General features: G+C 73.8%; 12 protein-coding genes. 10 read left to right on the top strand and 2 right to left on the bottom strand.

The annotated features are described in order from the left end of the window. Positions 1–128 precede the first annotated feature (128 nt). Positions 129–1,577: a MocR-like pyridoxine biosynthesis transcription factor PdxR gene (gene pdxR, locus ACZ7NC_RS03015; RefSeq protein WP_471484378.1), complete on the bottom strand. Its 1,449-nt coding sequence runs from the start codon at positions 1,575–1,577 to the stop codon at positions 129–131. Between the two features lie 46 nt (positions 1,578–1,623). Here pdxR and ACZ7NC_RS03010 point away from each other — a divergent pair, with 46 nt between their 5' ends. From ACZ7NC_RS03010 to ACZ7NC_RS02965, 10 genes are all read left to right on the top strand, one after another. Next, a complete protein-coding gene (locus ACZ7NC_RS03010; protein WP_471484376.1) occupies positions 1,624–2,541 on the top strand; it encodes a DMT family transporter in 918 nt (305 codons plus the stop codon). Positions 2,542–2,607: 66 nt separating this feature from the next. Next, complete coding sequence (locus ACZ7NC_RS03005) at positions 2,608–3,099, top strand: hypothetical protein (RefSeq protein ID WP_471484374.1); 492 nt, start codon at positions 2,608–2,610, stop codon at positions 3,097–3,099. Further along, entirely contained in the window at positions 3,083–4,045 is a 963-nt protein-coding gene (locus ACZ7NC_RS03000; protein WP_471484372.1) for a bifunctional lysylphosphatidylglycerol flippase/synthetase MprF, read from the top strand. Before ACZ7NC_RS03005 ends, ACZ7NC_RS03000 begins: the two co-directional genes overlap by 17 nt. A gap of 151 nt (positions 4,046–4,196) precedes the next feature. After that, positions 4,197–5,330, top strand: a complete 1,134-nt coding sequence (locus ACZ7NC_RS02995; RefSeq protein WP_471484371.1) for an acyl-CoA dehydrogenase — start codon at positions 4,197–4,199, stop codon at positions 5,328–5,330. Positions 5,331–5,386: 56 nt separating this feature from the next. After that, positions 5,387–6,520 carry an SDR family oxidoreductase gene (locus ACZ7NC_RS02990; protein ID WP_471484370.1) on the top strand — a complete coding sequence of 378 codons (1,134 nt, stop codon included), beginning with the start codon at positions 5,387–5,389 and terminating at the stop codon, positions 6,518–6,520. Next, positions 6,517–8,142 carry an aspartate aminotransferase family protein gene (locus tag ACZ7NC_RS02985; protein WP_471484368.1) on the top strand — a complete coding sequence of 542 codons (1,626 nt, stop codon included), beginning with the start codon at positions 6,517–6,519 and terminating at the stop codon, positions 8,140–8,142. The genes ACZ7NC_RS02990 and ACZ7NC_RS02985 overlap by 4 nt, the downstream gene beginning before the upstream one ends. Positions 8,143–8,190: 48 nt before the next feature. Next, the gene (locus ACZ7NC_RS02980) at positions 8,191–8,655 is read left to right on the top strand and encodes a type II toxin-antitoxin system RatA family toxin (protein WP_471484367.1); all 465 of its coding nucleotides are present in this window, start codon (positions 8,191–8,193) and stop codon (positions 8,653–8,655) included. Beyond that, complete coding sequence (locus ACZ7NC_RS02975; RefSeq protein WP_471484366.1) at positions 8,627–9,250, top strand: flavin reductase family protein; 624 nt, start codon at positions 8,627–8,629, stop codon at positions 9,248–9,250. Before ACZ7NC_RS02980 ends, ACZ7NC_RS02975 begins: the two co-directional genes overlap by 29 nt. After that, entirely contained in the window at positions 9,247–10,569 is a 1,323-nt protein-coding gene (locus tag ACZ7NC_RS02970) for an NAD(P)/FAD-dependent oxidoreductase (protein WP_471484364.1), read from the top strand. The genes ACZ7NC_RS02975 and ACZ7NC_RS02970 overlap by 4 nt, the downstream gene beginning before the upstream one ends. A gap of 31 nt (positions 10,570–10,600) precedes the next feature. Further along, entirely contained in the window at positions 10,601–11,845 is a 1,245-nt protein-coding gene (locus ACZ7NC_RS02965; protein WP_471484363.1) for a wax ester/triacylglycerol synthase domain-containing protein, read from the top strand. A gap of 67 nt (positions 11,846–11,912) precedes the next feature. Here the strand turns inward: ACZ7NC_RS02965 and ACZ7NC_RS02960 are convergent, their stop codons facing one another. Then, entirely contained in the window at positions 11,913–12,803 is an 891-nt protein-coding gene (locus ACZ7NC_RS02960) for an SAM-dependent methyltransferase (protein ID WP_471484362.1), read from the bottom strand. Position 12,804 lies beyond the last annotated feature (1 nt).

Genomic DNA, 12,804 nt, shown 5'->3' with positions numbered 1-12,804 from the left:
CGCACACGCAAACCACAAGTGAACAACTGACCGCATCCGCAAGGGAACCGACACGTCACACGGGCGACACCGCGACGTACGGCGCCGATCACCTGCCCGTGGCCGAGCGGGCGCCGGGGCGGTCCCGGTCAGCGCCGCCCCGCCGCCACCGCACCGGCCATCAGCCGTACGCCGTCCCGGATCCGTGCGGGCGACAGATGGGCGTACCCCAGCACCAGCCGTACGCCCGGCTGTTCGTCGTCCCCGGCACGCGCGTGCGCGTAGTCCGTCAGCGGGCGTACCGCCACACCGGCCGCGCCCACGCGCGCGAGGAACCGCTCCTGAGGGCCGTACCGCTCCGGCAGCGCGGCGATGACGTGCAGCCCCGCCGCGATCCCGGTCACCGCCGCGCCCGGAAAGTGCTCCTTCAGCGCGGCGACGAGGGCGTCGCGGCGTTCCCGGTACGCGCGCTGGCAGCGGCGCAGCTGGCGGTCGTAGTCGCCGCGCTCCACGAACCGGGCGAACAGCGCCTGGTCGAGGGTGGGATGGCCGAGGTCCATGGTCCGCTTGCGCTCGACGACGTCCTCGGCCAGCGCCTCCGGTACGAGCAGCCAGCCGAGTCGCAGCCCGGGTGCGAGGGACTTGCTGACGGACCCCGCGTAGGCGACACGTTCGGGATCGAGCCCCTGGAGCGCGCCCACGGGAGCGCGGTCGTACCGGAAGTCGCCGTCGTAGTCGTCCTCAAGGACGTACCCGTCGACGGACCGTGCCCAGTCGAGCAGTTCGGCACGGCGAGGGGCGGAATAGGCGATGCCGGTGGGGAACTGGTGGGCCGGCGTCGTGACGACGGACCGTATGCCCGACTCCCGCAGCGGGCCGACGGCGAGCCCCTCGTCGTCCATGGGCAGTGGCACGGTGGTCACGCCCGCGGCCGCGTACAGGGCGTCGTGCTGCGGGCTTCCGGGGTTCTCGACACCGACTTCGCGCATCCCGCGCGCGTGCAGTACGAAGCCCAGCACCGTCGTCGCCTGCGACACCCCGGAGACGACCAGGAGGCGCTCGGGGTCCGCGACCACGCCCCGGCGGCGCGCCAGCAGTTCCGCGAGCGCCGTACGCAGCCGGGGCAGCCCGCGCGGATCGGGATAGCCGAGCTCCTGGTGCGGCAGCTCGGCCAGCACCCCGCGCTGCGCGGCCGCCCACGCGGCACGCGGGAACAGCGACACGTCCGGCGTCCCGGGCACGAAGTCGGCCCGCGCGCCGGTGGAGCGCGGGGCGAGGTCACGCGCGCGTGACCGGGCGGCCCGTACCGCATCGCCCACCCAGGTCCCGGCGCCCCGGCCGCTGCGCAGATACCCCTCGGCCGTCAACTGCTCGTACGCCTCGGTGATCAGCCCGCGCGACACCCCGAGGTCGGCGGCCAGATCCCGGCTCGACGGCAGCCGCGTCCCCGGCAGCAGCCGACCCGAGCGCACCGCCTCCCGCAGCGCCGCCTGGAGCGAACGCCCACGCGCGCGTGCGGGCGCCGACGCGGCGGGAAGCAGCAGCTCCCAGGCCGGGGAGCCGGCCCGCGGGTCCGGATTGGTCTGCGATGACGTCATGGAAATGGACCTTAATGCGGGCCGTCGCGCTCCCTAGCGTCGTCCTATGAACGCCACCACCACGCGCGGCGCCCTGCTCGCCGCGCTCGCCTGCGTCCTCGTCGGAGGTTCCTTCACCGCCAACAGCCTGCTCGGTGACTACCCGTACGCGGGCGGCCAGTTCCTCCGCTACGGGCTGGCGTGCCTGCTGCTCCTGCCGACCCTCGGGCCGGATGCCGGGGCGAGGATCCGGGCGCTCACGCCCCGCCAGTGGGCCCGTCTCACGCTGCTCGCCGCGATCGGCATGGTCGGATTCAACCTCGCCGTGATCGCCGCCGAACGCACCGCGGAACCGGCCGTCCCCGGAGTCTTCGTCGGCTGCGCGCCCGTGATCGTGGCCGTCCTCGTCCCGCTCCTGGAGCGGCGCCGGCCCCGCCGCGCGGTCCTGTGCGGCGCGTCGCTCGTCGTCGCCGGTGCCTTCGCGGTCCAGGGCTGGGGGCGTACGGACGGCGCCGGCATCGCCTTCTCGGTGTGCGCGCTGGTCGGCGAGGTGGGGTTCGCGGTGCTCGCCGTGCCCGTGCTGCGGCCGCTCGGCCCGCGTCTGCTGTCCGCCACGGTGTGCGGCGTCGCGGCCGTCGAGTCCGCGGCGACCGGTGCGGTGCTCGACGGGGGCGACTGGCTGCGCCGGCCGGATGCCACCGAGGCCGCGGCCCTGCTGTGGCAGGCGGTGGTCGTGACCGTCGTCGGGTTCGTGTGCTGGTACATGGGCATGCAGCGGCTCGGCGCCGAGCGCGCCACGCTGTTCTCCGGACTCATCCCCGTCGCCGCCGCCTGCACCGCACCGCTCGTCGGAACCGGCTCCTACGGGATCCCCCAGGCCGTCGGCAGCGCCCTGGTCGGCGCGGGCGTGGTCCTCGGCTGCCGTGCACGCCCATCACCCCCGCATTACGAGGGGTTGCGGCCGCTCGCCCGTAAACAGGTATGAAAGCCCGCAGGGAAGGAGCCGGCCGAAGTCCGCCTCCCGCATCGTACGCGCATTTCCTGGAGCCCCGTGGACGCCAAGAACCTATTCGAGACGAAGACCACCTTCGCATTCACCCGCATGGAATGGCTGGCCCTGCTGGTCGTTTCACTCGTGCTCGCCTTTCAGCACCTTTCGCAGATCCGCTGGGGCGTCTTCGTCTCGCTCTTCGCGGTGATCGACGTCATCGGCTACATTCCCGGCGCCATCGCCCACCGACGGACCCCCGGCAAGCGCATTTCGCGCGGCTACTACGTGGCCTACAACGTGATGCACAGCCTGGTCACGGCCGGTGCCCTGGCCGGGGCGTGGGCCCTGATCGCCGGGCCGGAATGGGCCCTGCTCGCACTGCCCATCCACCTCCTGGGAGACCGGGCCCTGTTCGGGAACTCCTTCAAACCCTTCGGTGTCGCATTCGAACCGGAAACCCATCCCGCCTATGGCGCGTTCGAGCGGCAGTACCGTGCCGCCGCCGATGTGTCGCGAAATCGGAAGGAGGGTGCGCATGCCGTCCGTGCTTGACACCCTCACCGAACACAGCGACAACCCCAGTTCCTTTCTCGCCCTGAACAGCGGAAACGAGTACTTCCGGGACGAGCGGTTCAACGGTGTGTGCGCCTATCGCAGATCCGGACGCCATGTCCTGCAATTCGGCGGCCCGTTCACCGCTTCGGAACACCGCGCGGGGCTGCTGGACTCCTTCGTGGCACACGCCGGACGGCGCCTGGTCGCCGTGCAGCTCCAGCGCGAGGACGCCGAGCTGTACGCACGGCACGGATTCACGGTCAACCAGATCGGGGCGTCGTACGCGGTCGATCTGGCCCGTTTCACGCTGCGCGGCTCACGGTTCGTACGGCTGCGGAACAAGATCTCGCGGGCCCGGCGGGCCGGTCTGGAAGTGGCCGAGGTCCTGCCCGGCGACGACTGCGCCGAACTGGACCGGGTGGACGAGCCATGGCTGCGCGACAAGGGCCGGCACGTCAAGGAGCTGCAATTCCTCGTCGGCCAGCGGACCGGGCCGCTGCAACGTCACCGCAGGCTCTTCGTCGGCCGCGTCGACGGCGAAGCGGTCGGCTACATCAACTACTCACCCGTCTACGGCAGCCGCCCCGGCTGGCTGCACGATCTCAGCCGGCGCAGGCCAGACGCGCCGCCCGGCGTGATGGAGGCGCTCAACGCCACCGTCATGGAGCACCTCCTCGCCGACGGCGCCGGCTGGCTGCACTTCGGCTTCACCCCGTTCACCGGACTCGACGAGGAACACGAAGTGCCCGGCCACAGCCGGATGTTCGCCCGGTTCGCCCGACTGCTCGCCGAGCGCGGCAAGGCGATCTACCCCGCGGTCTCCCAGCTCGAGTACAAGGAGAAGTGGGCCCCGCACGCGGTCCTTCCGGAGTACATCGCCTTCCTGGGCAAGCCGCGCATCCCCGCCGTATGGCAGCTCCTGCGCGCCACCAACGCCGTCTGACGCCGTCCGGCCCGCCGGGCGCGCGGTCGCAGTACCGCCCCACGAGCCGGAGCCGGCCCCGCAGTTCCGCGTCCGCACACGCGAGGTCTCCTCGTGGTGCCGCGACGCCGTAGTCCGCACACCACCCCCCACCCCGGAGGATCGCACCGGCATGAGATTCCTCGAGCGTGAACGCACCACCCTCGCCAAGCTGCTGCCGGACCTGGACCCGGCCCTGCGCGAGACGCCGCTGATGGAGCTGGAGCGGCCGGGTAGCCCCGGCATCGGGCTCTTCCGGGACAGCGGCGGGCCGGGACTGCTGGTCCCGGAGGCCCATCAGGGCCGGGGAGCCACGGCGTTGGACGCGCTGCGTGTGCAACGGGCCATCGGCAGCCGTTCGCCGTCGCTGGCCGTGGCGACCACGATGCACCACTTCTCCATGGCCACGCTCGTCGGTCTCGGCGACCGGGGCGACGGACTGGAGTGGCTGCTCATCGAGGGCGTGGCGTCGACCAACCGCCTCATCGCCTCCGGCTTCGCCGAGGGACGCCGTGGCGCCGGGATCCTGGAACCGACGATGACCGCCACGGTCACCGAGGACGGCGTGCGCATCAGCGGCGTCAAGCGCCCGTGCAGCCTGGCCCGCTCCATGGACGTGCTGACCGCCAGCGTCCTGGTGCCCCGCGAGGACGGGCAGGGGGACGAACTCGCGGTCGCGCTGGTGCCCGCCGAGAGCGACGGCGTCAGCGTCAGCGGTTTCTGGTCCAGCGCCTTCCTGGCCGGGGCGGAGAGCGACCAGGTCACGCTCACCGACGTCGTCGTACCGCCGGAACTGCTGCTGCGCACCGCGGCCGTCGCCGGAGGGGGCGTCGACGAGCTCCAGACGGCCGGGCTGATCTGGTTCCAGCTGCTGATGACGGGCAGCTACCTCGGTGCCGTGTCCGCCCTGGTCGAACGGGTGCTGCACAACGACCGGATCCCCGAGCACGAGCGGGTGCGGCTCTTCGTCGAGACCGAGGCCGCCGCGGCCACCGCCGAGGGCCTCGCCCGCCGCGTCGACGACGGCGACCTCGGCGAGTCCGCGCTCGCCCAGGCGCTGTACGTCCGCTACGGCGTCCAGGACGTCATCGCCCGGGTCGTGCCGCGCGCGGTCGAACTGCTCGGCGGGCTCAGCTTCATGACGTCCGACGAGGTCGGCCACCTCGCCGCCTGCGCCAACGGACTGTCCCTCCACCCGCCGTCCCGGGCCAGGATGACCGGCCCCTTCGCCGACTACCTGGCCGACCGGCCGCTCGCCATCGCGTGACCGGCGCCCGCACCCACCGCCCTGCGCCGGCCGAGACCAGTTGGGGGAGTTCACCCATGCCGCCACACCTCCCGCGTCCCACCGCCCTGCCCGCACCGAGGAGCACCGCGCGCGACCGCCCGACCCTGCTGCTCACCGGCGGAACCGGCGTCCTAGGAAGGGCCCTGATCGACGAACTCTGCGCCGACTTCGACCTGCTCTGCCTGCGCCGCAACCGCCCCCTGAACGACCCAAGGGTGCGCGAGCTTCAGGGCGATCTCCTCGCCCCACGCCTCGGCCTGACCCCGCTCGCCTGGCACGAACTCGCCCTCGACGTGGACGTCGTCCTGCACTCCGCCGCGGAGACCAACTGGCGGATGCCGCCCGCCGACATCGTGCGCACCAACACCCTCGGCACGGAGGTGATGCTCGACCTGGCCGCCCGCGCTGACGCGCCCCTGTACCTGGTGAGCACCGCGTTCGTGGCGAGCACCCCGAGCGAGGAGGACGCACGGCGCTTCCCGGGGGCCGCCGCCTATCTCACCTCCAAGACCAGCGCCGAACAACAGGTCCGCGAGGCCGACCTGCCCGGCGCCATCGTGCGCCCGTCCGTCGTGATGGGCGACTCCGCGACCGGCCGGATCGCCGGACAGCAGGGCCTGACCAAGACGCTGGGCTCGATGGTCCTGGGTCAGGTGCCGGTGCTGCCCGGCGCCCCCGACGCCCGCGTCGACATGGTCCCGCAGGACTACGTCACCCGAGCCATCGGCGACCTCGTCCGCGGCGGGGTGAGCAGCGGGGAGTTCTGGCTCACCGCCGGCCACGAGGCGCCCCGGCTGCGGGAGATCGCCGACACCTGCGCGGAGTTCGCCGTCCGCCACGGCCTCCCCGCACCGCACCGGCCCCGGCTCATCCCCGTCGAGGCGGTGCACCGGCTGCTGCTGCCCATGCTGGAGGGCACCGCACTGCCCGAGTCCACGCGCCGCAGGTTCCAGCACTACGCCGAGCTCCTGCTGGTCTTCCAACGCGAGCTCCCCTTCGACACCTCGCTCGGCCGGCCCCACTGCGGCACCCGCCTCAACCACGCCGACATCCGCGCCGCGCTCGTCCGCAACCTGGAGAGCTGGGCCGACGCCCGCCCCACCCTCCTCACCCGACACCGCACCACCCGAACAGCCCCGACCCCGACCCCGACCGAGGTGGCCTCATGACGATCTCCCCGGACTCGACGACGGCGCCCGCGCAGAGGCCTTCGGCGGTGACGGGGGCGGTGCCTGGGCGGGAGGATTCGGCGGTGACCGGGGCCGTGCCTGGGCCGGAGGATTCGGTGGCGACGGGGGCGGTGCCGGGGCAGGAACCTTCGGCGGTGACGGAGGCCGTGCCCGGGCAGGAGCTTTCGGCGGTGACGGAGGCCGTGCCGCTCCCCACACGCCGCGCACCTTGCACGGCTGGGCCGGTTCCGGACGTGGCGGCGGTGTCCGCGCGGGGCACGGCTGGGCCGGTTCCGGAGGCGGCGGCGGTGTCGGCGCGGGGCCCGGTCGGGTCGGCCTCAGACGCGACTGCCGCCTCCGCACAAGCCACCGACACCCCGCCCACCACCCCCGATGACATCCTCGACCTCTACCTGCGCCACATCGGCTCCGGCCGAGCCGTCATGGGACGGGTGCTCGGCGGGATGGCCGAGGTGCGTTCCGAAGGCTGCTGGATCCATACCGACGACGGGCGCAGGCTCCTCGACTTCGGTGGGTACGGCGTCTTCATCCTCGGCCACCGGCACCCGGCCGTCGTCGAGGCGGTACACCGGCAGATCGACGCCCACCCGCTGGCGAGCCGGGTCTTCCTGGAACCGGTCGCCGCACGCGCCGCGCAGGCGCTGGCCGCCCACACCCCGCCGGGACTGGACTACGTCCACTTCGTCAACTCCGGCGCCGAGGCCACGGAAGCCGCCCTCAAGCTGGCCCGAGCGCACGGCCGCAACGCGATCGTGACCACCCGCAAGGGCTTCCACGGCAAGACGCTCGGCGCCCTCAGCGTCACCGCCAACCCCACCTACCAGGCGCCCTTCCAGCCCCTGCTGCCCGACACCACCCAGGTCGTCTTCGATGACGCCGCCGACCTCAAGCAGGCGCTGGCCGCCCGCCGCGACCGGGCCTGCGTCATCGTCGAACCGGTGCAGGGCGAGGGCGGCGTGCACATCCCGGAACCCGGCTACCTCACCGAAGTCGCCGCGCTGTGCCGGGAGTTCGGCGCGCTGCTCGTCGTCGACGAGATCCAGACCGGGATGGGCCGGCTGGGCACCTGGTGGGGTGTCGACGCGGAGGGGGTCCGCCCGGACATGCTGCTGGTCGGCAAGGGGCTCAGCGGCGGCGTCGTACCGGTCGCCGCGATGGTCGCCACGGCCGAGGCGTACGCCCCTTTCAGCCGGGACCCCTATCTGCACACCTCCACCTTCGGCGCCTCCCCGATCGCCTGCGCCGCCGCCCTCGCCACCGTCGAGACCATGGAGCGCGAGGACACCGTGGCCCGCGCGGCCGGCCTAGGCGCACGCATCCTCGCCGGGGTGCGGGCCACCTGTGCGCCGTACCGGGAAATCCTGGTCCAGGACGTGCGCGGGCGCGGACTGCTGATCGGGATCGAGTTCACCGAGGAGCAGGCGGTCGGCGAACTCCTGCTGGAACTCATCGCACGCGGCGTCCTCGTCAACCACTCCCTCAACTCGACCCGAGTGCTGCGCCTGACCCCGCCCGCCGTGGTCGAGGACGCCGCGCTCGACCTGTTCTTCACCACCCTCGCCGAGGCCCTGCGCAGCACGGCCGCGCGGATGGCCGGCTGACCCCCCCACAGGCACCGCACGAAATCCCGGAAAGGAACCGAACGACCCATGCGTCATGTGGTCCTGCACGCGATCGCCGACGGCTCGGCACCCGCCGCCGTCTATCACCGCATCACCGACTTCCGCCGCTACCCCGAACTCACCGACACCGTGCGCGAGGTCCGCGTGGACACACTGCCGGACGGTTCGGTGGTGTCGGACTGGACCGTGTCGTTCCGGGGCGGGCTGATGCGATGGCGGGAACGCGACAGGTTCGCGCCGGACACGCTCTCCCTCACCTTCGAGCAGCTCAGCGGCGACTTCCAGACCTTCGAGGGGAGTTGGCGCTGCGAGCCGTGCGACGGCGGCACACTCGTCGTGTTCACCGCGTCCTTCGACCTCGGCATCCCGACCCTCGCGGAGATCCTCGACCCCGTCGCCGAGTCCACGCTGCGGACCAACATCGCCCGCATCCTGGTGGGTCTGGTCGGCGCGGAGGTGATCGATGAGTGCGCCGCCCCCGCTCGCGGCTGACCCCGAGTCCGCGCCGTACCACGCCGTGCGCCACGCCTCCGGTACGACCACCCGGCCGCAGCCCTCCCCGTACGACGACCCGCTCCACGACGAGCCCGGCCCCGGCGCCGCCCGCTGCCTCGGCCTCTACGCCAAACTGGCCGCCGGGGTGAGCGTCGTGACGGCTCGGGGCGAGGACGGGCCGATCGGGATGACGGTCTCCGCCGTGACCTCGCTGTCGGCCCGGCCACCGCTGCTCCTGGCCTGTCTGCGCGACGGCTCCCGCACCCTCACCGCCGTCCGCGCCCAGGGCGCCTTCGCGGTGCATCTGCTGCGCGAGGAACAGCACGACCTGGCCGGCCGGTTCGCGAGCCCGACGGCACCCGCCGCGGTGCGGTTCGAGGGCACGGACACCCGGCAGGTCCTCGGCGTTCCGGTGATCGCGGGGGCACTGGCCTGGTCGGTGTGCCTGGTCGTGGACGTACGCCGCTACGGCGACCATCATCTGGTCGTCGGGCAGGTCGCCGCCGTGCACGTGGGAGGCGGGCGCCCGCTGTTGTGGCACGACCGGCGGTTCGGCTCGCTCCGTGACCTCGCGCCGGAGGGCACCGGATGACGCCGTCGGCGTACGGAACCCCGGCCTGGGACCTGCCCGAGCTGCCCGCACAGCCCCCGCTGCACGGCACGGTCACGGCGGACACGGTCGTGGTCGGGGCCGGTCTGGCCGGCCTCGCCTGCGCCTACCACCTGGCCGAACGCGCCCCCGGCCGCGACATCGTGGTGATCGACGCCGAGGGTCCCGCCGCCGGGGCCAGCGGCCGGGGCACCGGTCTGCTGGGTCCGCGGGCCGGGCCCGCGATCGACGGCGCCGTACGCCGCCACGGCCCCTGGGCCGCACGCCGGATGCATCTGGCGAGCGTACGGGCGGTGGAGGCGGTCCTCGATCTGTGCGGGCGGCTCGACCTGCCGTGCGGGCTGCGGCCCGGCGCGCAGATCATGGCGACGCGCGCACCGGCCGGCTTGGCGGCCCTCGACCGGCGGTCCCGGGCCTACCGCGCGCTGGGCCTGGACGTGCCGGAGCTGTCCGGCGCCCAGGTACGCGCGCGCGTGGGCGTGCCGTACACCGCCGGTCTGCTGCACCGCACCGCCGCGACGCTCGACCCGGCCGCCCTGACCTGCGCCCTCGCCCGCGCCTGCGCTGCCAGGGGTGTGCGGTTCTTCGGGAACAGCCCGCTGGTGGCCGTCCGCGCGGGGCACCCGGTCGGCTCCGAACTGGACTTCCCGCACGGCTGGCTCCGGGCCGGCCATGCGGTGCTGGCCGTCAACTCCGCCGCGCTCTCTCTCGGGCTGCCGGTCGGCACGGTCGTGCCGCTGGAGGTGTACGCCGTCGCCACCGCGCCCGTGAGCGACCCGGCGTACGAGGCGCTCGGCGGTCGCGAGGGGTATGCCGTCGTCGACGCCCTGCCGATGGCCCCGTACTTCCGGCCGCTCCCCGACGGAGGGCTGGTGGCGGGCGGCGGCACGGTCACCCTCCCCGCCGGGCTCGCCGCACCACGGCTGCGCGCCGCGCGGGAGCGGGCCTGGGCGTGGCTGGCCCACTGGGTGCGGTCCCTGCACCCCGAGCTGGCCCACGTGCCGGTCACCCACCGCTGGCTGGGCCGCATCGGTATGACCGGCGACGGGCTGCCGGTGGTCGGCCCCGTCCGCGGCCTGCCCGGCGTCTGGTACATCGGCGGCTGCGGCGGACACGGCCTGGCGATGTCCGTGGCCCACGGCGCCCACGTCGCCGCGGCCCTGCTGGGCGAGCCGGAACCCGGGGGGCCACTGCCCTGGCACCGCTCGGCCGCCCCGCGCATGCCCGTGCGCGGACCCGCCCGCCCCCTGCTGCGGACCTATCTGGACGCGCTCGGCCGGGCCACGCGGCGCACCTGCTGACATCCGCCCCACCCGACCCGGAGGTTGTTCCATGACCCGACGCCCCCTCGGCACCGACGGCTTCCTGCCGCCGACGCTCCGCATGGGGACCGCGGACGTCGCCTACCACCTGGCCACGCACGGCAGACCGCTGCCGGTCGCCTTCGTGTTCGCCTACGGCGGCCGGGCGCCGACCCTGGACGCCGTACGCGCGCGCGTGGCCGAACGCGCCCACCGCATCCCGGCGTTGCGCTACCGCATCGCGCGGGACCGCCCGGTGCTCCGGCGCGTCGACCGGATCGCCGTGGAGCAGCATGTGCACGAGGTGTGGCTGCCCGAGACCGCCGACGCCGCGGAGGCCGGGCGGCTGATGCTGGCCCGGCCCATGAACGCGGACGAGCGGCCGTCGTGGGACGTGTGGCTGGTCCATGGGCCGACGGGCGGCTACAGCCTCTGCTACCGCTCCGAGCACGCCCTCCAGGACGGAGTCGGTGCCGCGCACACCGCCCGGGCCCTCCTCGCCGACCACGCCGGGGGCGGGCCCGCCGCCAACCGCCCCTCCTGGCCGACCGCCCGAGGTCTGGTCGATGCCCTCGGCGACGCCGTGGGCGGTTTCCGCGCGCCCACCGCCAAACCGGCCTTCGACGGGCCGAGCAGCGGCCGCACCACGCTCTGCCAGGCGCACACCCCGTTGACCAGGCTGCGCACCATCGGCCGCGCGCTCGGCGGCACGGTCAACGACGTCTACCTCGCCGCCCTCACGCACGCCGTCCACACCTGGCACATGAAGACGACCGGAGCGCCCCATCCGCCGCTGCCGGTCGCAGTCCCCATGTCGGTGCGGGCGCCGGGCGAGGAACACGCCCCCGGCAACCGGATGGTCACCGCCCGTGTCCTGCTGCCCTGTGACGAGCCGTCACCGCACCGCGCCCTCGCCGGGGTCATCGCGACCACCACCCGGCTCCGCGCGACCCGGCGCCGCGACGCAGTCCGTCTGCTGCTGGCCGCCACGCCAAGGGCCGTCGGCGCCCGCGTCGGCACGCGGATGGTCAACGGCGACGTCGTCGCCGGACCGGCGAGCAGCGTGAACTTCGGTGACGCCCTGGTCCATCAGGGTGCCGCGTCCCGAAGCGCCGCCGTCTTCGCGGGCCTGGCGGCCGGCATCCGCTGCCTGACCACGCTGACGAGCCAGCACGACACCGCCTGCCTCACGGTCGTGCACGACGAGACACTGGCCACCGCCGACGAACTCCCGGACCTGTGGCTGGCGGCACTGCTGGAACTGGAGCGTCCCTGACCCGCCGTATCGACGCACGAAGGAGGAGCCCCGGCCGGTGCGGCCCGGGGCTCCTCCTTCGTGACGGTCACTTCTTCAGAGTGCCCGTGGTCAGGAACGCACACTTGGCGGCGGCCTCGGTCAGCAGCGGCAGATACGGGGAGAGCCGCTGGATGACGTACGGCAGCGTGAAGAGGTCGGCGACATGGGCCTCCCAGCCGTGCTCCGCCCACCAGGCCGCGGGCTCGGCGAGCTGCCAGTGCCAGGCGATGCCGGTGGCGGACAGGGCCTGGAGGAAGGGAGCCACGAACGCCGATGCGGCGGCCTCGGCGTTCACGCACTCGGCGCCGAACGTGCTGCCGGGCGCGGAGAGTTCCGTCATCGTGCCGACGATCGACTCCACCGCCGCCGGCTCCAGGTGGTAGAGGAGGGTCTCGCACAGCCACGCGGTGGGCCGGCGCGGATCGAAGCCCGCCGCGAGCAGGTCCTCGGCCCAGGACCCGGCCGGATCGGCGCCCACCGTGCTGCGCCGCCCGCACGTGGGAGGGGTCAAGTCCAGTACGCGGTCCTTGAATTCCAGTACGGCGGGGACCTCGACCTCGAAGACGTGCACACCGGTCGGCCAGCGCAACCGGAAGGCGCGGGTGTCGAGACCGGCCCCGAGCAGCACCACCTGACGGCAGCCCGAGCGGGAGGCGTTGAGGAGGTGCTCGTCGAAGAAGCGGGTGCGCACCACGGCCCAGTCGGGCAGCAGCCGTTGCAACGGGCCGTCACCGGGCGGCCCGCCGCTGAACCGGGCGGCGTGCAGGAAGTCCGCGGCCCAGGGGTCGATCACGTACGGTGCGTCCCGGCCGCACTCGGCGGCATGCGCGGCGGCCGTCCAGAGCGCGACGCGCGAGAGGCCGTACGACGGTGCCGCGCCCTCGGCAAGGGGCGCGTCCGGCGTCGACGGGGGCTGCGAGCGTGCGGTCTCGGGCAAG

Source organism: Streptomyces sp. NPDC111802, assembly GCF_055634335.1.
Note: the sequence above shows the minus strand (reverse complement) of the source record. Positions and strands in the feature narration are given on the sequence as shown.